A 24,890-nucleotide genomic window follows, 5' to 3' on the forward strand; every position below is an offset into this window, starting at 1 on the left:
TACCGGGACTCACCTCAACGACGCGGTTCAAGCCGACGGTACGGGCACCGCTTTGCCGTTTTTCTGGGCTTCACGTATCAGTTCCCTGGTCGCACGCTCGGCTTCGCGGCTGGCCTTGGCCTGCTCGCGGCCCAGTTCGCCCATCTGCCGGCCCAGTTCCACCATCGGCCGGTTTTGCTCGGCCATCTTGCGGCTCATTTCCTGCACCGGCACATGCGCCTGGGCGATCTTTGCCGCCTGCGCGGAGATCTCGGCCTGGTATTGCGCTATCTGCTTGCCCAGCGGTTCCATTTCGGCGCGCAGCTGGTCCTGCCTGGCGCGGTAGGCGCGCATTTTCTCAGGAGTGGGATCGCCTTCTATTTCGCGCGCGGCCTGCTCCATCTTGCGGCCGATGGTTTCCTGCTGGCGCACCACGCGCTCCAGCTGGCGGTGCTGGCGTTCCAGCTCGCGCTCGGGTCCGCTGGCGGTCTCGCGGGAGACGGCTTCCATCTGCGCGCCTATCGCTTCCATCGCCTTGCCCTGCACTTCCATTTTCTTGCCCTGCTCTTCCATCTGTTTGCCGATGCGGTTGGCCGGCCCCCAGGCCTCGTTGACCTTGGCGAGCGTGACGGGATCCTGGATCACATAGGTTTTGTCGCCGTCGCGGAACCAGACGAAATCGCCCTTCATGGATTGGCGCATGCCGTCGACGCGGGCCAGGTCGCGCCTGTCGGCGGAGACGGTCATGCGGTCACGGTCGGCCTGCACCAGCGCGTAGGCGAAGTCGGCATCGTTGCGGTTCATCGTCAGGCGGTCGAATTTGAAAGAACGCACGCCGTTCGGACCGGTCTGGACCCGCAGGTCGGACGCGGCAATTGCAGGAACCGGTGGCAATGGGGGAATTTCCACGGCGCGCATCGCCGGTACTGCCGGCACTGCCGGGATGGCGGGAATGGCCGGAATAGCTGGAATGGCTGGAATGGCCGGAATAGCTGGAATGGCAGGAACCGGTGGCACTACATGGATCGCCATACGTGCTACGGGTGCAGCAGGAGCGGCAGGTGCGGCCGGCGCAGCTGGGGCTGCTGGAGCTGCCTTCGCGGCGGGCGCGGCCTTGGCGGCCGGCGCAGGCTTGGCGACCGGGTACGGCTCCGGCGCTGGCTCGGGGGCTGGCACCGGCTCGGGTGCGGGCGCAGCGGCAGGAGCCACCGCGCTTTGCGGCTCGGCCATGGCGGCAGCCGGCGGCGCGGCATGGGCGTAGAACACGGCGCCGGCGGCGAACAAACCCATCAAGGGCAAAGCCATCTTCCAGCTGACCGGTTCAACATCGGGACGCAGCAGGCGTTTGATACGAGACATGAGATTTCCTCCGTGAGCCGCGTGGGCAAGTTGTGTGGTATCGAACTGGAAACGATCCAGTTCCGACAGGGCTTGCGCCAGCCGTTGCGGCTGGCCGAGCATGCCTACCGCCAGGTCGTCGGCGATTTGTTCCCGCTCGATCCGTATCCTGCGTGACAAGGCCCAAACACTAGGGTGATAGAACAGCACGATTTCTATCGCGCTTTGAATCAGGTTGACCAGGTAGTCGTGCCGCTTGATGTGCGCCAGTTCATGCGCCAGCAGCGCTTCGAGCAAATCGGGCGGCATGCCGCTGACCAGCGCCGTCGGCACCAGCACGATCGGACGCCAGCAGCCGGCGGTGATCGGGCTGTCGAGCAGGTCGGCCACGCCCAGCCTGACGTGCTGCGGAATCTCGAAGCGGCGCGCCAGCTCGGACAAGCGGCGCTGCCAGTAATGATTGACGGTGTATTCGTCGGGACGGGTGCGCTCGGCCACCCATTTCAGGCCCACCGCCAGCCGCAGCGACATCAGCGCCGCGCCGGCCAGCCATAGGCCGACCACCCACGGCAGCTGGCGGCGCAACATGGTTTCCCAGGCGGACAAGGTATCGTCGCCGAACAGGGTCGGCACGATGGCGGCGGCGCCAAGTCCGGCGCCGGCCGTGCCATCGGCATTGACCAGCACGCTCAGCATGTGGACCGCGCTGTCGCCGCGGTTGGCGTCGGCCAGGTGCATGAAGATGCTGGCCAGCGGCAGCGCCGCGCACAACAGCATGCCGGCGCAGGCCACCGCATACCGGGTCTGCGGACGGGCGCCGCGCAGCGCATACATCGCCAGCGCAACGCCCCAGCCGATCAGCAGGCCTTGCCAGATGAAATGCAGCAGTGCCCAGCCTACTGCGGGCACCAGGGCCGGCAGGACGCTATTCATAAGCGCCTGCCTGCCGTGAAATCGTCACCATGCGTATTGCTTCCATGCCGCACTCCCAGTTGATGGATGTAGAATAAATTATCTAGATGACGATGTCTAGAACTTTTTTTCTACATGCGACCAACGGTGTTTAACGTGCGCGCTTGGCGCTGATGGTCACGACCGGCATCTTGACGCCGTCCACCACGGCCACCTTCACCGAGCCGGGATCGATCGCGGGTGCGGTGCGCACTTCGGCGCTGGCGTAGCCGGTGGCGCACAGGATGACTGCGCTGGCTACAAAGATGACTTCCATGTTTTTCAGTACGTTCATGATGTTTCTCCTTCAGTGGTGGGCCTTGCTTCCATGACTCCACTGTAGACAAACACCCCGCCGAGCGCCTGCGGATTGCGACGGAATGCAACTTTGACGGAGCAAAGCGCATCCCGCCGCGACGGACGTCAGTAAATGACCACCGAACGGATCGATTCGCCGCTCTTCATCAGGTCGAAGCCTTCATTGATGCGCTCCAGCGGCAGACGGTGGGTGATCAGGTCGTCGATATTGAGCTTGCCTTCCATATACCAGTCGACGATCTTCGGCACGTCGGTGCGGCCGCGCGCGCCGCCGAAGGCCGAACCCTTCCACACGCGCCCCGTCACCAGCTGGAACGGACGGGTGGAAATCTCCTGCCCCGCCGCCGCCACGCCAATGATGATCGACTGGCCCCAGCCCTTGTGGCAGCACTCCAGCGCCTGGCGCATGGTGGTGGTGTTGCCGATGCACTCGAAGCTGTAGTCGGCGCCGCCGTCGGTCAGCTGGATGATCGCGTCGACCACGTTGTCCACCTCCTTCGGATTGATGAAGTGGGTCATGCCGAACTTGCGCGCCATCTCCTGGCGGGCCGGGTTGATGTCGACGCCGATGATCTTGTCGGCGCCCACCATTTTGGCCGCCTGGATCACGTTCAGGCCGATACCGCCCAGGCCGAACACGACGACGTTGGCGCCCGCCTCCACCTTGGCCGTGAACAGCACGGCGCCGACGCCGGTGGTCACGCCGCAACCGATGTAGCAGACTTTATCGAACGGCGCGTCCTCGCGGATCTTGGCCAGCGCGATTTCCGGCACCACGATGTAGTTGGAGAAGGTCGACGTGCCCATGTAGTGATAGATCGGCTTGCCGTCGATGGAGAAGCGGCTGGTCGCATCCGGCATCAGGCCGCGGCCCTGGGTCGAGCGGATCGACTGGCACAGGTTGGTCTTTTGCGACAGGCAGAACTTGCATTGGCGGCATTCCGGCGTGTACAGCGGAATGACGTGGTCGTCCTTCTTCAGCGACTTGACGCCGGGGCCGACGTCGACCACCACGCCCGCGCCCTCATGGCCCAGGATGGCCGGAAAGATGCCTTCCGGATCGGCGCCCGACAGCGTGTAGTAATCGGTGTGGCAGATGCCGGTGGCCTTGATTTCCACCAGCACCTCGCCCTCGCGCGGACCGCCCAGTTCCACTTCCTCGATCGTCAGCGGTTTGCCCGCCTGCCATGCAATGGCTGCTTTGGTTTTCATTGTTCGTCCTGTGGCTGCGTTGTTCGGGATGCCGGAACGGGCGTGCCGTTCCGGTGATCCGCCATGATAGCAAGCCGGGGACGATCTGTGGTGCGGGGACTATTGCGGCTCGACCGGCATCGCCTGGCCGATGCCGAGCAGGTCGGACACCGTGCGCCACAGCTGGCGCGGCGAAGTCCACGGCTTGGGCAGGAAGGCGCTGCCGACGGTGTGGCGTTCCGGGTGGCGCGCCGAATACAGCAGCACCCGGGCGTCGCCCTGGCGCATGCGCACCGTCGACAGCAGGTCGGCGCCGTCGCCGTCCGGCAGGTCGGGATCGATCACCACCAGCGCGAACTGCTCCAGCTCCAGCAGCCGCTGCGCGGCCGCGAAGGTCGCCGCGTGGGTGACGTGGGTTTCCGGCACAAGCAAGGTCGACAGCACCAGCGCGGCGTCGGCGTCGCCGTCCACATGCAGCACGCGCGGCGCCGTCGCAAAGATGGAAAAGCCGATGGCAGCACCGCCCTCCTGGTCGTTGAAGGGCCGGTAGGTGTCCTGGGAAATATCGTTGGTCATGGGTGTCTCCGCACACAAAGCTGATAGAAATGCGATGCCCGGCTACTGGGTAAGACTGGGAATCGCAGACGATCGGCGGAGTTGGGCCGAGGGAATCAAGACGGGCGCAGGGAACAGGCGGCCGGTGAGGCGGCAGGCGCAGGTTGGAGGCCCTGCCGCGTAGTACTACGTATAGTGTATCTGAAAAATTCCCGAAGGCAAGAAAATGCTTGCCTTCAGGCACAGATGTTTACTTTTTGAGACGCTGGTTGAAGGCCGCGTGCAGGCTGTTCAGTGTTTCCTCGGCCGACAGCAGCTGGTCGGCCACCTCGTTGACCTTGCGCCGGTTGGAGCGGGCGTGGTCGCGCAGCACCTCGAAGGCGGTGTTGCGGTCGGTCTGGAATTTGCACATCAGCAAGCCGACGGCCAGGCTGGTCTCGCGGCCGGCGGCCAGCGCCGCGTTCAGGTTCAGCTCGGTGCGCCGCAACTGGCGGATTTCGTCGGCGCGGGCCAGGCCGGCGGCAAAGGCCGGCATCAGATGCTTCTCGTCGACCGGCTTGACCAGGAAGCCGACCGCGCCATAGGAGGCGGCCTGCTTGCCGGCGTCGGCGTCGCCGCGGCCGGACAGGAACATGAAAGGCACCGAACTGGTCGCGTGCAGCTGCTTGGCCAGCTCCAGGCCGTTCATGCCGGGCATGTGAATGTCCAGCAAGGCCAGGTCGGGCTCGCGCTGGGCGATCGCCTGCAAGGCCTGCTCGGCGGACGACGCTTTCAGGATGTCGTAGCCGGCGTGGCCGAGCACCTCGCCGAGGAAGTCGAGCAGCAGTTGATCGTCGTCGACGATGAGTATCAAACGCTTCGGGCTGGTAGGTACATTCATGTGGCGGCAACCTTGGGCTTAAGCTAACGCTCCAATTATACGGCCGAAAACCACCCGTGACGCGAACGTTTTATTGCATTTTGTACAGCGCCAGGAAGCGGCCGACGGCGGCGGCCACGCTGTCGGCCTGGTACACGCTGCTGATGGCGGCCACCATGTTGGCGCCCCTGTCCACCAGCGGCGCGGCGTTTTCCGCGGTCATGCCGCCGATGACGACGGTCGGCACGGCGATCGCCTCGCGCGCCTGGTCGAGGATCTCCAACTTGGTAGTCACTGCGTATTTCTTCACGCGCGACGGGTAGAAGCCGCCGAACGCCACATAGCTGGCGCCGGCCGCCTGCGCATCCAGCGCGCGCGGCATGTCGCCGTAGCAGGAGGCGCCGATGATCTTGCCGGAGCCGAGCCGGGCGCGGACCTGCGCGACTTCGGCGTCGGTGCCGCCGAGGTGGACGCCGTCGGCATCGATCTGCTCGCACAGCTCGACGAAATCGTTGACGATGAACGGCACGCCGTAACGCCGGCACAGCGCCAGCAGCGCCGTGGCCTGCGCCAGGCGCAGTTCGGGGCCGGCTTCCTTGTGGCGGTATTGCAGCATCGCAATGCCGTCGCGGCCGGCGGCCAGCGCCTGTTCGCTCAGGTCCAGCAGGCGGTCGGTGTCGTCCCAGTTGGGGGTGACCAGGTAAAGTCCTTGCATGATGCCCTCTCAGGTTAGGGGTGAGCGCAGCGGAATGCGCTGGCCGGCGGCCACCGCGTAGGCGTCGCGCAGCGCGCCGTGGGTGTATTGCTGGGCCAGCGACAGCGCGCCGGCGGTCGGCGCGCCCAGCGCCAGCTGGCCGGCGATGGCCGATGCCAGCGTGCAGCCGCTGCCGTGGAAGCCGCCGTCCAGGCGCGGCCAGCGCCATTCGCGCTCGGCATCGCCGGCGCGCACGGCGCCGTGGGACGGGCCGAACCAGCGGTTGACCACTTCGTCGCCGTCGGCATGGCCGCCGGTGATCAGCACATGGCGGCAGCCGCGCGCCAGCAGCGCCTGCGCCTGGGCGGCCGGCTGGGCTTCGCCCGTCAGCGCCTGCGCTTCCGGCCCGTTCGGCGTCAGCACCGTCGCCAGCGCCAGCAGCGGCGCCAGTGCCTTCACGGCGTTGTCGCGCGACAGCAGGTCGCCATGGCCGCTGGCCAGCACCGGATCCAGCACCACCGGCAGGTCCGGCTGGCGGCCGCGCAAGTGCACGATCACCTCGGCGATCGCCAGCGCATTGGCAGCGCTGCCGGGGATGCCGATCTTCACCGCGCCGATGGCCATCTTCTCGACCAGCGTCCACGCCTGGCGCAGCACCATGCCGCTGTCGACCGGCTGCACGCCGTGGACGCGGTCATTGTCCTGCACCGTCAGCGCGGTGACGACGGTGAGCGCATGCGCGCCCTGCCCGGCGACGGCCTGCAGGTCCGCCGCGACGCCGGCGCCGCCGGACGGATCCATCCCGGCGAACACCAGCACGCAAGGCCGTTTGTCCGCAGCCTGCAGCGTCGCGCTCACGACAGCCGGCCGGCCATCGGCGACGACGGCGAGGCCGCGAACTTGCGCGGAATGCGGCCGGCCAGGTAGGCCTCGCGGCCCGCCTGCACCGCCAGCTTCATGGCGCGCGCCATGCGCACCGGATCCCGCGCGCCGGCGATGGCGGTGTTCATCAGCACGCCGTCGCAGCCCAGCTCCATCGCGATGGCGGCGTCGGACGCGGTGCCGACGCCGGCGTCGACCAGCACCGGCACCTTGGACTGCTCGATGATCAGCGACAGGTTCCAAGGATTCAAAATGCCCATGCCGGAACCGATCAAAGAGGCCAACGGCATCACCGCCACGCAGCCGATGTCCTCGAGGATCTTGGCCTGGATCGGATCGTCGCTGCAGTAGACCATGACGTCGAAGCCATCCTTGACCAGCGCCTCGGCGGCGATCAGCGTTTCCGGCATGTGCGGGAACAGCGTCTTCTCGTCGCCCAGCACTTCGAGCTTGACCAGCTTGTGGCCGTTCAACAGCTCGCGCGCCATCTGCAGCGTGTAGATGGCGTCCTTGGCGGTGTAGCAGCCGGCCGTGTTGGGCAGGATGGTGTATTGCGACGGCGGTAGCACGTCCAGCAGGCTGGGCGCCTTCGGATCCTGGCCGATGTTGACGCGGCGGATCGCCACGGTGATGATTTCCGCTTCGGCGGCGTCGGTCGCCTCGCGGGTTTGCGGCAGGTCCTTGTACTTGCCGCTGCCGACCAGCAGCCGCGATGTGTAGGTCTTGCCTGCGATAGTCAATAGGTCTTGATTGCTCATGTCCGTTCCTTATTCAAGTTCCTTGCCGATCAACCGCCGCCGATGGCGCGCACGATGTCGACCTTGTCCTGCGGCTGCAGCTCGCGCTGCGGCCACTGCTGGCGCGGCACCACCGAGCGGTTGACCGCCAGCGCCAGCGCCTGCCCCGTCAACGACAGCGCATCGACCAGTTGATCCAGCGTCTGCCTCGGCGGCACCGCGTGCGGCGCGCCGTTGAGTTCAATCTCTATCATGCCGGCCTCACAGCTTGCGATACAGCTCGGCGCCGCTCTTGATGAACTCCACCGCCTTGACCTGCATGCCCTGCTGCAGCGCCGCGCCGTCGGACATGCCGTTGGCCGCCGCGTACTCGCGCACTTCCTGCGTGATCTTCATCGAGCAGAAATGCGGACCGCACATCGAGCAGAAGTGCGCCACCTTGGCCGAATCCTTGGGCAGGGTCTCGTCGTGGAACTCGCGCGCCTTGTCCGGGTCGAGGCCGATGTTGAACTGGTCGTCCCAGCGGAATTCGAAGCGCGCCTTGGACAGCGCGTTGTCGCGGATCTGCGCGCCCGGATGGCCCTTGGCCAGGTCGGCAGCATGGGCGGCGATCTTGTAGGTGATGATGCCGTCCTTGACGTCGTTCTTGTCGGGCAGGCCCAGATGCTCCTTGGGCGTGACGTAGCACAGCATCGCCGTGCCGTACCAGCCGATCTGCGCGGCGCCGATGCCGGAGGTGATGTGGTCGTAGCCGGGCGCGATGTCGGTGGTCAAAGGGCCCAGCGTATAGAACGGCGCTTCGTGGCACTGCTCCAGCTGCAGGTCCATGTTCTCTTTAATGAGCTGCATCGGCACGTGGCCGGGGCCTTCGATCATCACCTGCACGTCGTGCTTCCAGGCGATCTGGGTCAGCTCGCCCAGGGTTTTCAGTTCGCCCAGTTGCGCCTCGTCGTTGGCGTCGTAGATCGAGCCGGGACGCAGGCCATCGCCCAGCGAGAACGACACGTCGTAGGCCTTCATGATCTGGCAGATCTCTTCGAAGTGCGTGTACAGGAACGATTCCTTGTGATGCGCCAGGCACCACTTGGCCATGATCGAACCGCCGCGCGAGACGATGCCGGTCAGGCGCTTGGCCGTCATCGGCACGTAGCGCAGCAGCACGCCGGCGTGGATGGTGAAGTAGTCGACGCCCTGCTCCGCCTGCTCGATCAGCGTGTCGCGGTAGATTTCCCAGGTCAGGTCCTCGGCCTTGCCGTTGACCTTTTCCAGCGCCTGGTAGATCGGCACGGTGCCGATAGGTACGGGGCTGTTGCGGATGATCCATTCGCGCGTTTCGTGGATATGCTTGCCGGTGGACAGGTCCATGACGTTGTCGCCGCCCCAGCGGATGGCCCAGGTCATCTTCTCCACTTCCTCGCCGATCGACGAGGTGACGGCCGAGTTGCCGATGTTGGCGTTGATCTTGACCAGGAAGTTGCGGCCGATGATCATCGGCTCGATTTCCGGGTGGTTGATGTTGGCCGGGATGATGGCGCGGCCGCGGGCGATTTCCTCGCGCACGAATTCCGGCGTGATCTCGGCCGGGATGCTGGCGCCGAACGACTGGCCCGGATGCTGGCGGCCCATCAGGTCGGCCAGGCGCTGGCCCATCGGGCCGGACGTCTTCAGGCTCTCCAGGTATTCCTTGCGGCGCAGGTTTTCGCGGATGGCGACGAACTCCATCTCCGGCGTGATGATGCCCTGGCGGGCGTAGTGCATCTGCGTGACGTTCTTGCCCTCGCGCGCGCGGCGCGGCTTGCGGTGCAGGTTGAAGCGCAGCTCGGCCAGCGCCGGATCGGCCAGGCGCGCCTGGCCATATTCGGAGGTCGGACCGTCCAGTTCCTCGGTGTCGTTGCGCTCCAGTATCCACGGCAGGCGCGGCGTCGACGCCAGGCCGGAACGGATGTCGATCACCGCGTCGGGATCGGTGTACGGGCCGGAGGTATCGTAGACGTAGATCGGCGGATTGGCCTCGAAGCCGAACGATGCCGGCGTGTCGGACTGGGTGATTTCGCGCATCGGCACGCGGATGTCGGGACGGCTGCCTTGAACGTAGACCTTGCGGGAATTGGGTAAAGGCTTGATGGCTGCCTCGTCCACCGTGGCGGTGGCGGAGAGGAATTTGGCGTTGGCGTTCATTTGGCTCCTTTGTTAGCTACAGGAGCCAGCAAAGGAGGTTGGACTTGCCCATCACGGATACGGCGATGTGTGGCGGCGATGTCCTAAGCTTCCCTTCGCTGGCATTATCCAGATCAGGTTCGGAGGGTATTTCTCACCCGCGCCTCGCTGTGCGATTTGCAGGACCCCTAGCGTTTGCCACCTTGCGGCAGCGCGACGATTATAACCTTGCCTTGGGAATTACAACAACCGATTCTTCCTCGGCACAGAAAATACCCTGCGTGCGGATTCAAGCGAGCCGAGGTGTAACAAATGTAAGAGGCGCGCGCTATGTTCGGCATCGCACATAAAAGTTTCTAGAAAGAACTCACACTATCCGCACAGCGACACCGCGTCGCCACAACAAGCGCCAGACGCGCGATTATCGGGAGACCCATCATGAAACCAGCACGCCCATCCATCTATCTTGCCGCCGCCGCGGCCTTGTCCCTGTCCGGCCTGAGTGCCTGCGGCGGCGGTGGCGGCAGCAGCGGCGATACCGCCCCCCCAGTCACCATGGGCACGCTGGCCGTGTCGATGACGGACGCGCCGTCTTGCGGCTTCGATGCCGTCAACGTCACGGTCAACAAGGTACGCGTCAACCAGAGCAGCTCGGCCAGCGACACCGATGCCGGCTGGACCGACATCACACTGAACCCGGCCCGCAAGATCAACCTGCTGACCCTGACCAACGGCACGCTGGAGGCGCTGGGACAAACCGCGCTGACCGCCGGCCACTACACGCAACTGCGGCTGGTGCTCGACCCGAACACCGGCAACGGACTGGCCAACTCCGTCGTCGTCAGCGGCAGCACCACCGAGCAATCGCTGGATACGCCGAGCGCGGTGCAAAGCGGCATCAAGCTGATCAACGCCTTCGATGTCGCCGCAGGCCAGCGCGTCGACCTGGTGCTGGACTTCGACGCCTGCAAATCCATCGTCACCAAGGGCAACGGCAAGTACGCGCTGAAACCGGTGGTGAAGGTGATCCCGACCACGCTGAACGGCATCGGCGGCTTCGTCTCGACCGCGCTGCTGGCCAGCCACGTGATGGTGTCGGCGCAGCAGAGCGGCGCCATCGTCAGCGCCACCACGCCCAATCCCACCACTGGCGAGTTCGCGCTCAGCCGCCTGCCGCTGGGTAACTACGACGTGGTGGTCACGGCCGACAGCCGCGCCGCCGCCGTGGTCGGCACAGTGCCGGTGACCAGCACCTCGGCCACGGTCGCCATCAGCACCGCCGCCGCGCCGATCACGCTGCCGGCCACCGCCACCGGCAGCATCGGCGGCACCGTCACGCTGACGCCGGCCAGCAGCACCGCCACCGCCTACGTCGCCGCCAAGCAGAGCTTCGTGGCCGGGCCGACGGTCACGATCAAATACCAGGGCGCCGACCTGGCCAGCGGCAGCTACACGCTGAGCGGCCTGCCGGTCGGCGCGCCGCAATACGCGGTGTACAGCGCCACGCTGCCGCTGCAATTCGCCAGCGCCGCCACCGTACTGCCGGGCGCGGGCAAATACATGGTCGAGGCCTCCGCCGAGGGCTACACCACGGCCAGCCTGCCGCTGGTCGACATCTCGCTGCTCAATCAAAGCAACGTCAACTTCAACCTGAAGCCATAAGCGCCGGGAGGCGAACCGGGCTTGCCCTTCTACCGGAAGGGCAAGCCCAGCAACCTGACCAATTGGCGGTCGCCGGGGTATTGCTCGCGGTCCGCCACGCCCAGCCGCTCCGGCGCCGTACCCGGCAAGCGGAAGGTGCCGAACAGCTGGTCCCAGATCGAGACGGTGGCGCCATAGTTCCCTGCCTCATCCAGGTTGGCGCTGTGATGAAAACGGTGCAGCTCGGTGCCGATCAACAAGCGGTTGAACCATCCCGCCCTGGCATCGACGTTGAAGTGCGACACCAGCCCCTGGAAGCCATTGAACGCCGAGGCGGCGAACACGGCCGCCGGCGAAAAGCCGAACAGGATGGCCGGCAGCATCAGCAGCACGCGGACGTAGGCGCTGTTGATGGGATGTCCCACCACATGCATGAACACGTACACCTCGCCAGGCAGATGGTGGACCGCATGGGTCTTCCACAGCCAGCGGCCCAGCCAGCCCCGCCCTTCATGGCTGTAGCGATGCAGCCAGTACCAGAGAAAATCCGACATCAGCACCGCGCAGACCGCTTCCACCTGCCAGGGCAGCGCGCTGTGATGAAGCGGTAGCCCAGCGTGACGACCGGCCAGCCAGGTCACGGCCTGCGTGGTCGCGGCAATCGTCGCGCCGTTGACGACCAGCATCGGCAAATCGCGCCGCAGGAACGATGCCCGGGTCATGTTCCACTCGCTGCGCATCGGCGCGAGTCGCTCCAGGGCCACCATGGTGGCGATCAGGGTCAGCAGATAAACCGGATAGGCTTGGCCAAGCGGCCCGAGCCGGCCGCCGACCGCGGCGTGGATGAAAACCAGCGTGGCGGCCAGGGCGAGCGGATAAAACAGATAGCACCGCCAGTTCGGGCGGGACGCGGCGAAAGGCCGCACGGGCACAAAGGGATCGGACATGGACTACACTCCTGTAATGGACACGTGTTCATGATCGCCCACAGTTCTTCGCCGCGACAGCGCGAAGGCCGGGGCGGTGTCCGTTAGCAGACATCCACCCGCTTTATGTCCAGGAACGCCATGACCGACAGCACACCAGCACCGGACCGCCGCGTCCTCAAAACCAAGGCAGCACTGCGCGACGCGATGCTGGACTTGATGGCTCTGCGTGGCTGGGACGAGCTGACCATCCAGGAGATTTGCGACCGTGCCAACGTGGGCCGCTCGACCTTCTATGTGCACTATCAGAGCAAGGAGGACCTGCTGTCCGAAGGCCTGAACGAGTTGCGCGACATGATCGCCGCGCAGGGGGCGGACACGGAACATGCCGGCTGCCACTTTCTGGCCGGCCTGCTGAGCCACATGGCACAACAGCGCGACGTGTTCAGGGCAGCCATCGGGCGCCGCAGCGGGCACGGCGTGGCGCGCCGCTTCCGGCACATGGTGTTCCAGCTGGTGGTGATCGAACTCAAACGGCGACGGCACCCGGCCGCCGCGCATCCATGGGTGGCCATGTTCGTGGCTGGCGGCATCGTCGAGGCGATGGCGTGGTGGGTGGACGCGCCCGAGCCGCCGTCGATCGACGACATGCGGCGCGAGCTCGACGAACTGGCCCTGGCCGCGCTGGGGGGCGCAGCCGCGGGTTCAATCCTTGAATGAAGGCGGGCGCTTGCTCATGCCGGACATCATGGCCTCCTGCAGGTCGGCCGACATCAGCATGGCCGCGTTCCAGGTGGCGTTGTAGTTCAGGCCGTCGGCCACCGTGTGGTCGCGGGCGTAGGTGATCATTTCCTTCACGCCGCGGATGGCCAGCGGCGCCTTGGCGGCAATGTCGGCGGCGATGGCGCGCACGCCGTCGCGCAAGGCTTCCGGCGAGTCGAACACGCGGTTGACCAGGCGGATGTCCTTCGCCTCGGCGGCATCGACCTTGCGCGCCGTGTAGGCCAGCTCGCGCGCCATGCCGTCGCCGATCAGCTTGGGCAGGCGCTGCAGCGTGCCGACGTCGGCCGTCATGCCGATGTCGATTTCCTTGATGGTGAACCAGGCATCGGCCGAGCAGTAGCGCATGTCGGCGCAGCAGATCAGGTCGATGCCGCCGCCGACGCAGGCGCCGTGCACGGCCGCCAGCACCGGCTTGCGGCAGCGCTCCAGGCTGGTCAGCGTATCCTGCAGGTCGAGGATCACGCGGCGCAGGTTCTCGCGCGTGCGGCCGTCGCAGTCGTCGCGGATCTGCGCGCCCAGGCCCATCATCATCTGCAGGTCGATGCCTGCGGTGAAGCCCTTGCCTTCGCCCGCCAGAATCGCCACCCGGATCTCCGGCGTCGCATCGATGTACTGGAAGGCGCTGCGGATATCGTTCCACATCGCCAGGTTCATCGCGTTCATCTTCTCCGGGCGGTTCAGGCGCACGGTGGCGATATGGTCTTCGACGCCGACGGTCACGGTTTCAAAACTGGGCATTGCTGTCTCCTTTGAATGATGGCGAAAGCATACTCCAGATGCGGCGGCCCGCCCAGCAAAGCCCGCCCCCCGCGCCCTTATTGCGGCAGGTAGGTCAAGGTCAGCGTGTAGCTCGACGCCGCATAGCCGTTCAGCAGCACATAGGCGTTGCCGTTGGCGGCGTACGACACGGTGCAGCTCTCGGTGCTGGTCGGACCGTCGGACTTGCAATCGTAGCTGCTGGTGGTCGCCGCGCCGGCCTTGCGCACATACAGGTCGGTGTCGCCGGTGCCGCTGAGCGCCGCCCTGAAACTGCCGCCGGCGGCCACCTGGTAAGGACCGTAGGCGCGGGTCTGGCCCCTGGCCAGGCTGCCGGTGAAGGTCTCGGTGCGCTCGGCCGGCGGCGTCACGCCGGCGCCGTCGCTGCCCAGCTCCACCGCGTAGGCCAGCGCCATGCGCGCGAACTTGAGCGCGTGGTCGGCCTGGTTGCCGCTGTTGGCGTAGGTGTCGTTGGCGGTGTGGATGTAGGGATCGTCCTCGCCCATCGCCGCCTCGAACGGCATCGACGACCAGTAGCCGGCCGAGGTCCACGACGCATGGTCGGAACAGGCGTAGCCGCACTTGTCGTAGCCGATCTTCAGCGTCGGCAGGTAGGTCGTGATCAGGTTGGCGACGAAGGTGTTCTGCGCGCTGTCGGTGTAGTCGGTGTACAGGTAGATGTCGTTGACCGAGCCCTTGTAGTTGGTCATGTCGAGCTGCATCACGCCGACCACGTTGACGTTGCTGGCCTTGTGGTTCTGGGCGATGTCCTGCGAGCCGCGCAGGCCGACTTCCTCGGCGGCGTAGCCGATCATCTTGATGGTGCGGCGCGGCTTGTAGCCGCTGGCGATCATCACGCGCAGCATCTCGGTCATGCTGGCGATGCCGGAGGCGTCGTCGTCGGCGCCGGGCGCCTTCGTGGTCTCGCTGGTGCCGGCCTGGTTGATCGAATCGAGGTGGCCGCCCAGCACCACCACTTCGTTCGGGTTGTCGGTGCCGGTGATGGTCAGGATCACCGACTTTTGCGGATAGGCCGAGTGGGTGTACTGGGTCACGGCGATGTCGCTGCGGCCGGCCGCCATCGTGGTCCAGCGCTGCTTGAGCCAGTTCGACGCGTTGACGCCGTTGTTGGTCGTGTAATAGCGGTTGGCGTAGGACGACATGTCGATGATGGTCTGGCCGATGTTGCTTGCCTGCATCTGGGCCAGCATGGGATTGACCACGCTTTGCTGGTCGATCGCATACGACGGCCGCGCCGCGGCCAGGCCCGCCAGCGTGGTGCGGGTCTTGGACGGCGTCAGCGCGGCGATGCCGGCCGCCTCGCTGGCGTGGAACATGAAGCCGCCGCAGCGGTGCAGTTCGCGGTGCACGGCGGCCGACAGCGCCAGCATCTGCCGCTCGTCGATTTCGACCAGATGGATTTTCTCCTGTCCGGCCAGGGTGGCGCGGCTTTCGCGGGCCACCGCCTGCGGCGCCGCCTTCTGCAATTGCGCGTACGCGGCGTCGCCGACGCTGATCCAGACCTTGTTGGACTGGGCCAGCGCGGAAGCCGATGCGCCGGCGAATAAGCCTGCGATCAGCACAGCAATGAGTCGTGTGGTCATTTCCGTCTCCGTGTTATCAAAAAATTATTGGGATCGGAAACGGTATGCTTTTGGCGGCCACGAGTCAAAAATCTTGCAAAATTCGACAATGTGACGGGAAATGTCCGGAGTTTAACAAACGCCGATGCGCGCATGGCTTGCCGCGTCATCTATAATGGCTGTTTTCGCAAACGCATTTCTAAAATAAATCAGCCAAATCATGGAATTAGCCAAGTCTTTCGAGCCTGCCGACATTGAACAATTCTGGCGTACCGAGTGGGAACAGCGCGGTTACTACACCGCCACCCTCGACGCCGGCAAACCTTCTTTCAGCATCCAGCTGCCGCCGCCGAACGTGACCGGCACCCTGCACATGGGCCATGCATTCAACCAGACCATCATGGACGGCTTGACCCGCTACCATCGCATGCTGGGGCATAACACCGCCTGGATCCCGGGCACCGACCACGCCGGCATCGCCACGCAGATCGTCGTCGAGCGCCAGCTGGACGCGCAGAAAATCTCGCGCCACGACCTGGGCCGCGAGAAGTTCGTGGAAAAAGTCTGGGAGTGGAAAGAGAAATCCGGCTCCACCATCACCGGCCAGATGCGCCGCCTGGGCGCCTCGCCGGACTGGAAGCGCGAATACTTCACGATGGACGAGCCGCGCTCGAAAGTCGTCACCGACGTCTTCGTCCGCCTGCACGAGCAGGGCCTGATCTACCGCGGCAAGCGCCTGGTCAACTGGGACCCGGTGCTGGGCACCGCCGTCTCCGACCTGGAAGTGGTGTCGGAAGAGGAAGACGGCTCGATGTGGTACATCAAGTACCCGCTGGCCGACGGCAGCGGTTCGCTGACCGTGGCCACCACCCGTCCCGAGACGATGCTGGGCGACGTCGCCGTGGCGGTCGATCCGACCGACGAGCGCTATCTGCCGCTGGTCGGCAAGATGCTGAAGCTGCCGCTGTCGGACCGCGAAATCCCGATCATCGCCGACTCGTATGTCGACAAGGAGTTCGGCACCGGCTGCGTCAAGATCACCCCTGCGCACGACTTCAACGACTACGCCGTCGGCCAGCGCCACAACCTGGCGATGCCGTCTATCCTGACCCTGGACGCCAAGATCGCCGACGACGCGCCGGCAGCCTATCGCGGCATGGACCGCTTCGTTGCGCGCAAGCAGATCGTCGCCGACCTGGAAGCGCAAGGCCTGCTGGAACAGGTCAAGCCGCACAAGCTGATGGTGCCGCGCGGCGACCGCACGGGCGTGGTCATCGAGCCGATGCTGACCGACCAGTGGTTCGTCGCCATGAGCAAGCCGGCGCCGGAAGGCACTTTCTTCCCGGGCAAGTCGATCGCCGAGACCGCGCTGGACAAGGTCGCCAGCGGCGAGATCAAGTTCGTGCCGGAAAACTGGAGCACCACCTACAACCAGTGGCTCAACAACATCCAGGACTGGTGCATCTCGCGCCAGCTGTGGTGGGGCCACCAGATCCCAGCATGGTACGACGACGCCGGCAACATCTTCGTCGCCAAGACCGAAGCCGAAGCGATCGCGCAAGCGGCCGCCAAGGGCAGCACCGGCCCGCTGCGCCGCGACAACGACGTGCTCGACACCTGGTTCTCGTCCGCGCTGGTGCCGTTCTCGACCCTGGGCTGGCCGGAAGAAACGCCCGACATCAAGGCCTTCCTGCCGTCGTCGGTGCTGGTGACCGGCTTCGACATCATCTTCTTCTGGGTGGCGCGCATGGTCATGATGACCGCGCACTTCACCGGCCAGGTGCCGTTCAAGACCGTGTACGTGCACGGCCTGGTGCGCGACTCGCAGGGCCAGAAGATGTCCAAGTCCAAGGGCAACACGCTGGACCCGATCGACCTGATCGACGGCATCGGCATCGACGCGCTGGTGGAAAAACGCACCACCGGCCTGATGAATCCGAAAGCAGCCGAGAAGATCGCCAAGGCCACGCGCAAGGAGTTCCCGGAAGGCATCGCCGCCTACGGTACCGACGCGGTGCGCTTCACGATGGCCTCGTACGCCTCGCTGGGCCGCAACATCAACTTCGACCTGGGCCGCGCCGAAGGCTATCGCAACTTCTGCAACAAGCTGTGGAACGCGACCCGTTTCGTGCTGATGAACACCGAAGGCAAGGATTGCTCCGCGAATGAGGCGGACCTGTCGAACGCCGACAAGTGGATCATCTCGCTGCTGCAGAAGGCCGAGCTGGACGTGGCCAAGGGCTTCGAGGACTACCGCTTCGACAACATCGCCTCGACCATCTACAAATTCGTCTGGGACGAGTACTGCGACTGGTACCTGGAAGTGGCCAAGGTGCAGGTGCAAAGCGGCACCGAAGGCCAGCAGCGCGCCACCCGCCACACCTTGCTGCGCGTGCTGGAGGTGGTGCTGCGCCTGGCGCATCCGGTCATTCCGTTCGTCACCGAGGCGCTGTGGCAAGCCGTCGCGCCGCTGGCCGGCAAGACGGGCGACTCGATCATGACGCAGCCGTACCCGATCGCCAACACCGCCAACATCAATGAATCGGCCGAAGCCTGGATGCAGCAGCTGAAGTCGCTGACCGACGCCACCCGCAACCTGCGCGGCGAAATGCAGCTGGCGCCGTCGCTGCGTGTGCCACTGATCGTCGAGGCGGGCAATGCGGCCGACAAGGCGGCGATGGAATTGTTCGCGCCGTACATCCAGTCGCTGGGCAAGCTGGCCGAGGTGCAGATCGTCGACGCGCTGCCGGAATCGCCGGCCGCCGTGTCCATCGTCGGCACGACCAAGCTGATGCTGAAGGTGGAGATCGACGTCAAGGCCGAGCGTGAGCGCCTGGCCAAGGAGATCGCCCGCGTCGAAGGCGAGATCAACAAGGCCAACGGCAAGCTGTCGAACGAAAGCTTCGTCGCCCGCGCGCCAGCCGAGGTGGTGGCGCAGGAGAAGGAACGCGTGGCCAACTTCTCCGCCACGCTGGACAAGATGCGCGAGCAGTTCGCCAAGCTGCCAGCCGCCTGACAAGTTCCGCTGCAAAGCAAAAGCCGCCCGGTGCAAGCCGCGCGGCTTTTTTTTGGCTAGCGGTCGATGCGGGTCGTCATCAGGATCGACGTCGTGGTCCGCTCCACCCCATCCAGCGCGCCGATCCGGTCGACCACGCCATCCAGCTCCTCCACCGAACCGGCTTCAACGCCGGCGATGAAATCGTAGATCCCGTTCACCGAATGCAGCGTGCGCACATGGGCAATCCGGCGCAGGGCGCTTTCAATGCCGGGCGTCAGTTTCGGCGTGGCCGTGATCATCACCAGCGCGCGCACCAGTCCCGCCTGATAGTCCGCGCTGGTGCGCACCGTATAACCGATTACAACACCTGAACGCTGCAGGCGGTCGATGCGGCTTTGCACCGTCGTGCGCGACAGCCCCAGCTTGCGTGCCAGCTCGGTCGTCGCGGCGCGCGCGTTTTCGCGCAATAGCGCCAGCAGTTGCTGATCGATGTCGTCCATTTTTTCCTTTTGCCGATACCTTCGTCATTTTGCTCAGTATTTTCATGCAATTCGTCTGCCTGTGCAATGCAATTTGCCGACGCCGTCCGCACAATGGAATCCCTGTGTTTTTGGAGAGATTTGATGCGCGACGTGATCATTATCGGCGGCGGCCACAACGGCCTTGTATGTGCTCACTATCTGGCAAAAGCCGGCCTGAAGGTCACCGTGCTGGAGCGGCGCCCCGTGGTCGGCGGCGCGGCGGTGACCGAGGAATTCCACCCGGGATTTCACAATTCGGTGGCCGCGTACACGGTGTCGCTGCTCAATCCCAAGGTGATCCACGACATGGAACTTGCCAGGCACGGATTGCAGGTCGTCGAGCGCCCGCTATCGAACTTCCTTCCGCTGGATGACGGCCGCTACCTGAAGATCGGCCCCGGCAAGACCGCCGCCGAAGTGGCGAAATTCTCCCGACGCGACGCCGACCGGCTGCAAGCGTATGGCGAACATCTGGAGGCCGCGGCCGAACTGCTGCGCGACACGGTGCTGCAGACGCCGCCCAACCTGGTCCAGGGCAACTGGCTCAGCGCCCTGCCCGAACTGATCAAGGCCGGCAGCCTGGGCAACCGCATGCGCAAGCTGCCACTCGCCACCCAGCGCGAACTGCTCGACCTGTTCACCAAATCGGCCGGCGACTACCTGGACGGCTGGTTCGAAAGCGCGCCGATCAAGGCCGCCTACGGCTTCGACAGCATCGTCGGCAACTACGCCAGTCCGTACACGCCGGGCTCCGCCTATGTGCTGCTGCATCATGTGTTCGGCGAGGTGAACGGGAAAAAAGGCGCCTGGGGCCATGCCATCGGCGGCATGGGCGCCATCACGCAGGCGATGGCCAGGTCGGCCGAGGCGCTCGGGGTCGAGATCCGCACCGGCTGCGGCGTGCGGGAGGTGCTGCTGGATAAGGGCCGCGCGGTCGGCGTCGTCACCTCGAAAGGCGAGCGGCTCGATGCGCGGGTGGTAGTGTCCAACCTTAATCCGCGCCTGCTGTACACGACGCTGGTCGACGCGGCCGCCCTGCCTGGCGATTTCCTGCGCCGCATGGAGGGCTGGCGCTGCGGCTCGGGCACCTTCCGCATGAACGTCGCGCTGTCGGAGCTGCCGGACTTCAGCTGCCTGCCCGGCAAGACGATGGCCGAGCATCACGGCAGCGGCATCATCATCGCGCCCAGCCTCGGCTACATGGAGCGCGCCTACCATGACGCCCGCGCGCTCGGCTGGGCGCGCAAGCCTATCGTCGAAGTGCTGATCCCTTCCACGCTGGATCCGACGCTGGCGCCGTCCGGCCAGCATGTCGCCAGCCTGTTCTGCCAGCACGTCGCGCCGCAGTTGCCCGACGGCGCCAGCTGGGACGACCACCGCGACACCGTCGCCGACCTGATGATAGACACCGTCAACACCTACGCCCCCAATTTCAAGGGCTCGGTGCTGGGCCGTCAGATCATGAGTCCGCTCGACCTGGAGCGCACCTTCGGGCTGGTCGGCGGCGACATCTTCCACGGCGCGCTGGGGCTGGACCAGCTGTTCTCTGCGCGGCCGATGCTGGGCCATGCGGACTATCGCGGCCCGATCGCCGGACTGTACACCTGCGGCGCCGGCACCCATCCCGGCGGCGGCGTGACCGGAGCGCCGGGGCACAACGCCGCGCACGAAGTGCTGCGCGACTTCAAGTTGAAGAAGTATGCGTGATTATTCTGCCAGCAGCGCGGCGTAGCGTTCGATGTCGACGTTGCCGCCGCTGATGATCACGCCGATCCGCTTGCCTTGCAACTTGTCCTTCATCGCCCGCGCGGCGGCGAAGCCCAGGCAACCGGTCGGCTCCACCACCATCTTCATGCGCGCCGCGAAGAAGCGCATCTCGGCGCGCAGCTGCTCGTCGCTCACCGTCAGGATATCGTCCACGTCGCGCTGGATGATCGGGAAGGTCAGGTTGCCCAGGTGCTGAGTCTGCGCGCCGTCGGCGATGGTCTTCGGCGTGTCGATATGCACGATGCTGCCGCTGCGGAACGACTGCTGGCCGTCGTTGCCCGCTTCCGGCTCCACGCCGTAGATTTTGGTCGACGGCGAAATCGCCCGCGTCGCCAACGCCGAGCCGCTCAGCAGGCCGCCGCCGCCCAGGCAAACGAACAGCGCATCCAGGTGCCCGACTTCCTCCAGCAATTCCTTGGCCGCCGTGCCCTGCCCCGCGATCACGTCCGGATGGTCGTACGGCGGGATCAGGGTCAGACCATGCTTCTGCGCCAGGTCGCGGCCGATCTGTTCGCGGTCCTCGGTGTAGCGGTCGTAGGTCACCACTTGCGCGCCGTAGCCGCGCGTGGCGGCGATCTTCGACGCCGGCGCATCGAGCGGCATGACGATGGTGGCCGGAATGCCCATCAGCCTGGCCGACAGCGCGATCGCCTGCGCGTGATTGCCCGACGAGAAGGCCACCACGCCGGCCTTGCGCTGCGCCGCGTCGAACTTCGCCAGCGCGTTGTAGCCGCCGCGGAATTTGAACGCTCCCATGCGCTGCAGGTTCTCGCACTTGAAGAACACTTCGGCGCCCAGTTCCTCGTTGGCGGTGCGCGAGGTGGCCACCGGCGTGCGGTGCGCGTGGCCGGCGATGCGTTCCGACGCGGCGACCACATCGGCGTAAGTTGGCAGTTTCAATTCGCTCATGATGCTCCTATGGATGAATTAGCGCGCGTCGTTGTAGACGGTCGCGCGGGATACGTTGAGGTAGGCGGCCACGATCTCCATCGCGCGCCGCACGTCGCTCAGGCCGGCGTCTTTCAGTTCGCGCATCAAGGCCTTGCGCTCGTCGGCCTTCAGCGCGCGCGGCGTCGAGCCCAGGCGCGCCGCGAACTGGTCAATGCGGATGCGGATGGCGTCGGCGCCGGTCGGCTCCATCGTCTCGCTGACGGCCGCTTCCGCGTTGACGCTGCTGAATTGCGTCAGCAAGGTGTTCAGGCTGCGGAACACGGTCAGGTCCACATTCATGCACAGCGCGGCGATGTAGCGGCCCTCGCTGTCCTTGATGCCGACCGACGTGCTTTTCGCCAGCCGGCCGTCGGGAAAGGTGTTCGGATAGTTGGCGATCACCTGCGCGAATTCGGGATCGGCGATGCGCGCCAGCCCCAGCTTGGTGGCCGGCGCGCCGATGCTGCGCCCGGACATATTGTTGTGGATCGCCAGTATCGTGTGCTTGGGATCGAGCAGGTCATGCAGCACCACTTCGCAGAACGGCGCCAGCGTCTGGCCCAGTCCATCGGCGACCTGCTTCATCTGTTCCAGCAGATTTTTCTGTTCGGCTGTCTTTTTCATTTGCACATATTATCTTATTTTAGACAATAAGTGTAATTTCGGCGATGTAGGATGGCGGCGCCGCATGCTGTAGGAGCGCCGCTTTTGGCCGCGTGCCGCTGCGCCGCCAGGCGTTTGCTGACATATCATCCTCTCAGCACGACTCTATCCGAGGCAGATATGCATGTGGTCGACGTGACGATGTTCTATGGCGGTGGCGGCGGCGGCATCACCACCTACCTCGACGCCAAGGCGCGCTGGCTGGCGGGCCGGGCGGACATGCGCCATACCATTGCCAGCCCCAACCTGCCGCCGCACGCCGGCGCGGTCGCCCAGGCCGGCCCGCCGCACACGGTGGCGCTTCCCGGCATCGCGCTGCCCGGCTTGCACGGCTACCGCATGCCGCGCTCGGCGGAAGCGGTCACGCGGGTGTTGCTGCGGCTGCAGCCGGACCTGATCGAAACCGGCGACGCAGGTCCCTGCGGCTGGGCCGCGGTGCACGCGGCGCGGCGGCTCGGCGTGCCGCTGGTCGGCTTCTATCATTCGGACCTGCCGCAACTGGTGCGCAAGCGCTTTGGCAGCGCCGCCGGGCGGATGGCGCAGCAATACGTGCGCCGGCTGTACCGCCATTGCGACCTGCTGCTGGCGCCCAGCGCGGCCATGGTGCGGCGCCTGGCCACGCTCGGCCTGCATGCGCACCAGCAGCCGCTGGGCATCGACACCGTGATCTTCCATCCGCAACGCGCGCACGGCAACCTGCGCGCCGACCTCGGGTTGCCGGCGTCGGCCCGGCTGCTGGTGTACGCCGGCCGCTTCAACAGTACCAAAAAGCTCGACCTGCTGGATGCCGCCGTCAGGCGACTCGGCGCGCCCTACCATTTGCTGATGGTCGGCGGACGCGCGCCGCGCCGCAGCGGGCCGGTGTCGGTGCTGCCGTTCCAGACCAACCCGCGGGCGCTGGCGCGGCTGCTGGCAGGCTGCGACGCGCTGGTGCATGCCGGCGACAGCGAGACCTTCGGCCTGATCGTGCTCGAGGCGATGGCCTGTGGCCTGCCGGCCGTGGTCACCAGCGCCGGCGGCATCGGGGAACTGGTCGCTCCGGGGACCGGCGTGGTGGTCAAGCCGAACAGCGCGAGCAGCCTGGCGGAAGGCATCGACGCGCTGTACGCCGGGGACCTGGCCGGCATGGGCGAGCGCGCCCGCCGCACGGCGTGCACGCACTACGACTGGAACCGGGTGCTGCCGCATCTGCTGGACCACTACCATGCCCTGCGCGAGCCGGGCAGCGCCAGTGTCGGCCGCTGAGCAGCCCATCCGGCACGCGTTGTGCGTGTCGATCCATGACGTGGCGCCAGCCACGTGGCCAGACTGCCTGCGCCTGTGGCAGGCGTTGCGCGCGGTGGCGGATATTCCGCTGACCTGGCTGGTGGTGCCGTGCTATCACGGCCGGCGCAGCGACCCGCTGTGCGGCGCGCGGGAATACGAGACGGCCATCGAGCAGGTGCTGGCGCAGGGCCATGAACTGGCGCTGCATGGGTACACCCACCTGGACCGGGGCCCGCCGCCGCGCAACCTGTCCGAGGCGTATTGGCGGCACCTGTTCACGCAAGGCGAAGGCGAGTTCGCGGCGCTGAGCACGCAGCAGGCACAGCGCCGGCTGGCGCTGGGCATGGCCTATTTTTCCCGGCGCCGCTGGCCGCTGCATGGCTTCGTGGCGCCGGCCTGGCTGCTGAGCGACGGCGCCTGGGCCGCGCTGCGCGACAGCGGCTTGCTCTACACCACCACGCTGCGGCATTTTCATCTGCTGCGCGAGCGGCCTATGTCGCTGCCTGCGACCAGCCTGATGTACTCGACCCGCAACGCCGCCGGCCGGCTCCTGTCGCGCATCGCGGTGTCGGCAGCGACGCGTCAGGCGCCGGCGCAGCTGGTGCGGTTCAGCCTGCACCCGCGCGACGCCCACCATCCGGCGCTGCTGCGCCACATGCAGCGCACGATGGCCTCGCTGCTGGCAACTCACGAGCCGCTGACCAAGACAGACTTCGCCAACCAGGCCATTTTCGACGGCGGACTCTAATCGATCAGGCGGCTGCGCTCACGCGTCCGCCAGTTCGTATAATGAAAGTCCAAACCAAAAACAAACCCGGAGACCCCTCATGAAATTCCTCGCACTGATCATCACTGCGGCACTATCCATCGCCCCGGCCTTTGCCGACGACAGCTCGCCTGTCGGCCTGTGGAAAAACATCGACGACGTCAGCGGCAAGCCGAAGGCGCTGATCCGCATCACCGAAGGCAACGGCGTTCTGCAAGGCAAGATCGAACAGCTGTTCCGCGCCCCCGGCGAAGACCAGAATCCCAAGTGCGAGAAGTGTGACGACGCGCGCAAGAACCAGCCCATCGTCGGCATGGTCATCATGAACGGCCTGAAGAAGGATGGCGACGAATACGCCGGCGGCGAAATCCTCGACCCCGACAACGGCAAGGTCTACCGCAGCAAGATGCACCTGACCGACGGCGGCAAGAAACTCAGCGTGCGCGGCTACATCGGCGTGCCGATGCTGGGCCGCTCGCAAGTGTGGCTGCGCCAGGAATAAGCCGCCCCCCCCACTCTCCTGGGCCCCCGGGGGTGGGGGGGGGCGCCCGGCGCGGGTGTTTTTTTTTTACAAAATTTTACACCCCGTAAAAGCGATTAGCGCCACCGGCCCAAACCGCGCCCGGGGG

23 protein-coding genes and 1 riboswitch are annotated in these 24,890 nt (G+C 65.8%); of the genes, 7 read left to right on the forward strand and 16 right to left on the reverse strand.

Annotation, left to right across the window (positions count from 1 at the left end):
- Positions 1-27: 27 nt before the first annotated feature.
- The 10 genes from ACCD07_RS08545 to thiC form a co-directional block, all read right to left on the reverse strand.
- On the reverse strand, positions 28-2,250 hold the full coding sequence (locus tag ACCD07_RS08545; protein ID WP_413447082.1) for a M56 family metallopeptidase: 2,223 nt from the start codon (positions 2,248-2,250) through the stop codon (positions 28-30).
- A 130-nt stretch (positions 2,251-2,380) separates the two neighbouring features.
- Positions 2,381-2,563, reverse strand: a complete 183-nt coding sequence (locus ACCD07_RS08550; protein ID WP_176654758.1) for a hypothetical protein — start codon at positions 2,561-2,563, stop codon at positions 2,381-2,383.
- 128 nt (positions 2,564-2,691) lie between these two features.
- Entirely contained in the window at positions 2,692-3,798 is a 1,107-nt protein-coding gene (locus ACCD07_RS08555; RefSeq protein ID WP_413447083.1) for an S-(hydroxymethyl)glutathione dehydrogenase/class III alcohol dehydrogenase, read from the reverse strand.
- A 99-nt stretch (positions 3,799-3,897) separates the two neighbouring features.
- Positions 3,898-4,353, reverse strand: a complete 456-nt coding sequence (locus ACCD07_RS08560; RefSeq protein ID WP_176654760.1) for a response regulator — start codon at positions 4,351-4,353, stop codon at positions 3,898-3,900.
- Positions 4,354-4,582: 229 nt separating this feature from the next.
- Positions 4,583-5,212, reverse strand: coding sequence for an ANTAR domain-containing response regulator (locus ACCD07_RS08565; protein ID WP_176654761.1), 630 nt, complete (start codon positions 5,210-5,212; stop codon positions 4,583-4,585).
- A gap of 70 nt (positions 5,213-5,282) precedes the next feature.
- A complete protein-coding gene (gene thiE, locus ACCD07_RS08570) occupies positions 5,283-5,906 on the reverse strand; it encodes a thiamine phosphate synthase (RefSeq protein WP_413447084.1) in 624 nt (207 codons plus the stop codon).
- Positions 5,907-5,915: 9 nt separating this feature from the next.
- Positions 5,916-6,686 (reverse strand): bifunctional hydroxymethylpyrimidine kinase/phosphomethylpyrimidine kinase, encoded by a 771-nt coding sequence (thiD, locus tag ACCD07_RS08575; RefSeq protein ID WP_413447095.1) that lies wholly within the window; start codon positions 6,684-6,686, stop codon positions 5,916-5,918.
- Positions 6,687-6,739: 53 nt separating this feature from the next.
- Positions 6,740-7,525: a thiazole synthase gene (locus ACCD07_RS08580; protein WP_413447085.1), complete on the reverse strand. Its 786-nt coding sequence runs from the start codon at positions 7,523-7,525 to the stop codon at positions 6,740-6,742.
- A 29-nt stretch (positions 7,526-7,554) separates the two neighbouring features.
- Positions 7,555-7,758 (reverse strand): sulfur carrier protein ThiS, encoded by a 204-nt coding sequence (thiS, locus tag ACCD07_RS08585; protein ID WP_176654764.1) that lies wholly within the window; start codon positions 7,756-7,758, stop codon positions 7,555-7,557.
- 7 nt (positions 7,759-7,765) lie between these two features.
- Entirely contained in the window at positions 7,766-9,682 is a 1,917-nt protein-coding gene (thiC, locus tag ACCD07_RS08590) for a phosphomethylpyrimidine synthase ThiC (protein ID WP_176654765.1), read from the reverse strand.
- A 73-nt stretch (positions 9,683-9,755) separates the two neighbouring features.
- Positions 9,756-9,861, reverse strand: a riboswitch (TPP riboswitch).
- 238 nt (positions 9,862-10,099) lie between these two features.
- Between thiC and ACCD07_RS08595 the strand changes: the two genes are divergently transcribed.
- Positions 10,100-11,323, forward strand: a complete 1,224-nt coding sequence (locus tag ACCD07_RS08595; protein WP_176654766.1) for a DUF4382 domain-containing protein — start codon at positions 10,100-10,102, stop codon at positions 11,321-11,323.
- A 29-nt stretch (positions 11,324-11,352) separates the two neighbouring features.
- On the opposite strand, the gene ACCD07_RS08600 is transcribed toward ACCD07_RS08595, so the two are convergent.
- Complete coding sequence (locus ACCD07_RS08600) at positions 11,353-12,249, reverse strand: sterol desaturase family protein (protein ID WP_413447086.1); 897 nt, start codon at positions 12,247-12,249, stop codon at positions 11,353-11,355.
- 186 nt (positions 12,250-12,435) lie between these two features.
- On the opposite strand from ACCD07_RS08600, the gene ACCD07_RS08605 reads away from it, so the two are divergent.
- Positions 12,436-12,948 (forward strand): helix-turn-helix domain-containing protein, encoded by a 513-nt coding sequence (locus tag ACCD07_RS08605; protein ID WP_413447096.1) that lies wholly within the window; start codon positions 12,436-12,438, stop codon positions 12,946-12,948.
- Here the strand turns inward: ACCD07_RS08605 and ACCD07_RS08610 are convergent.
- A complete protein-coding gene (locus tag ACCD07_RS08610) occupies positions 12,934-13,749 on the reverse strand; it encodes a crotonase/enoyl-CoA hydratase family protein (protein ID WP_413447087.1) in 816 nt (271 codons plus the stop codon). The two genes, ACCD07_RS08605 and ACCD07_RS08610, sit on opposite strands and share 15 nt — an antisense overlap.
- Positions 13,750-13,826: 77 nt before the next feature.
- The gene (locus tag ACCD07_RS08615; RefSeq protein ID WP_413447088.1) at positions 13,827-15,371 is read right to left on the reverse strand and encodes a M20/M25/M40 family metallo-hydrolase; all 1,545 of its coding nucleotides are present in this window, start codon (positions 15,369-15,371) and stop codon (positions 13,827-13,829) included.
- Positions 15,372-15,570: 199 nt separating this feature from the next.
- On the opposite strand from ACCD07_RS08615, the gene ACCD07_RS08620 reads away from it, so the two are divergent.
- Positions 15,571-18,366, forward strand: a complete 2,796-nt coding sequence (locus ACCD07_RS08620) for a valine--tRNA ligase (RefSeq protein ID WP_413447089.1) — start codon at positions 15,571-15,573, stop codon at positions 18,364-18,366.
- Between the two features lie 56 nt (positions 18,367-18,422).
- Here the strand turns inward: ACCD07_RS08620 and ACCD07_RS08625 are convergent, their stop codons facing one another.
- On the reverse strand, positions 18,423-18,848 hold the full coding sequence (locus ACCD07_RS08625; RefSeq protein ID WP_413447090.1) for an Lrp/AsnC family transcriptional regulator: 426 nt from the start codon (positions 18,846-18,848) through the stop codon (positions 18,423-18,425).
- A gap of 123 nt (positions 18,849-18,971) precedes the next feature.
- Here ACCD07_RS08625 and ACCD07_RS08630 point away from each other — a divergent pair, with 123 nt between their 5' ends.
- Positions 18,972-20,576, forward strand: a complete 1,605-nt coding sequence (locus ACCD07_RS08630; protein WP_413447091.1) for a phytoene desaturase family protein — start codon at positions 18,972-18,974, stop codon at positions 20,574-20,576.
- Here ACCD07_RS08630 and ACCD07_RS08635 read toward each other — a convergent pair whose 3' ends face one another.
- Both ACCD07_RS08635 and ACCD07_RS08640 read right to left on the reverse strand, forming a co-directional pair.
- Complete coding sequence (locus ACCD07_RS08635) at positions 20,577-21,545, reverse strand: threo-3-hydroxy-L-aspartate ammonia-lyase (RefSeq protein WP_353399505.1); 969 nt, start codon at positions 21,543-21,545, stop codon at positions 20,577-20,579.
- A gap of 18 nt (positions 21,546-21,563) precedes the next feature.
- A complete protein-coding gene (locus ACCD07_RS08640) occupies positions 21,564-22,190 on the reverse strand; it encodes a transcriptional regulator (protein ID WP_176654775.1) in 627 nt (208 codons plus the stop codon).
- A 159-nt stretch (positions 22,191-22,349) separates the two neighbouring features.
- On the opposite strand from ACCD07_RS08640, the gene ACCD07_RS08645 reads away from it, so the two are divergent.
- The 3 genes from ACCD07_RS08645 (at position 22,350) to ACCD07_RS08655 (ending at position 24,763) form a co-directional block, all read left to right on the forward strand.
- Positions 22,350-23,474, forward strand: coding sequence for a glycosyltransferase (locus ACCD07_RS08645; RefSeq protein WP_413447092.1), 1,125 nt, complete (start codon positions 22,350-22,352; stop codon positions 23,472-23,474).
- Positions 23,475-23,499: 25 nt separating this feature from the next.
- Positions 23,500-24,243: a DUF2334 domain-containing protein gene (locus ACCD07_RS08650; RefSeq protein ID WP_413447093.1), complete on the forward strand. Its 744-nt coding sequence runs from the start codon at positions 23,500-23,502 to the stop codon at positions 24,241-24,243.
- Between the two features lie 79 nt (positions 24,244-24,322).
- Positions 24,323-24,763: a DUF2147 domain-containing protein gene (locus ACCD07_RS08655; RefSeq protein ID WP_176654777.1), complete on the forward strand. Its 441-nt coding sequence runs from the start codon at positions 24,323-24,325 to the stop codon at positions 24,761-24,763.
- The last annotated feature ends 127 nt before the right edge of the window (positions 24,764-24,890 follow it).

This window comes from Duganella sp. Dugasp56, assembly GCF_047304105.1.
In the GTDB taxonomy this organism is placed as follows: domain Bacteria; phylum Pseudomonadota; class Gammaproteobacteria; order Burkholderiales; family Burkholderiaceae_D; genus Rugamonas; species Rugamonas hordei.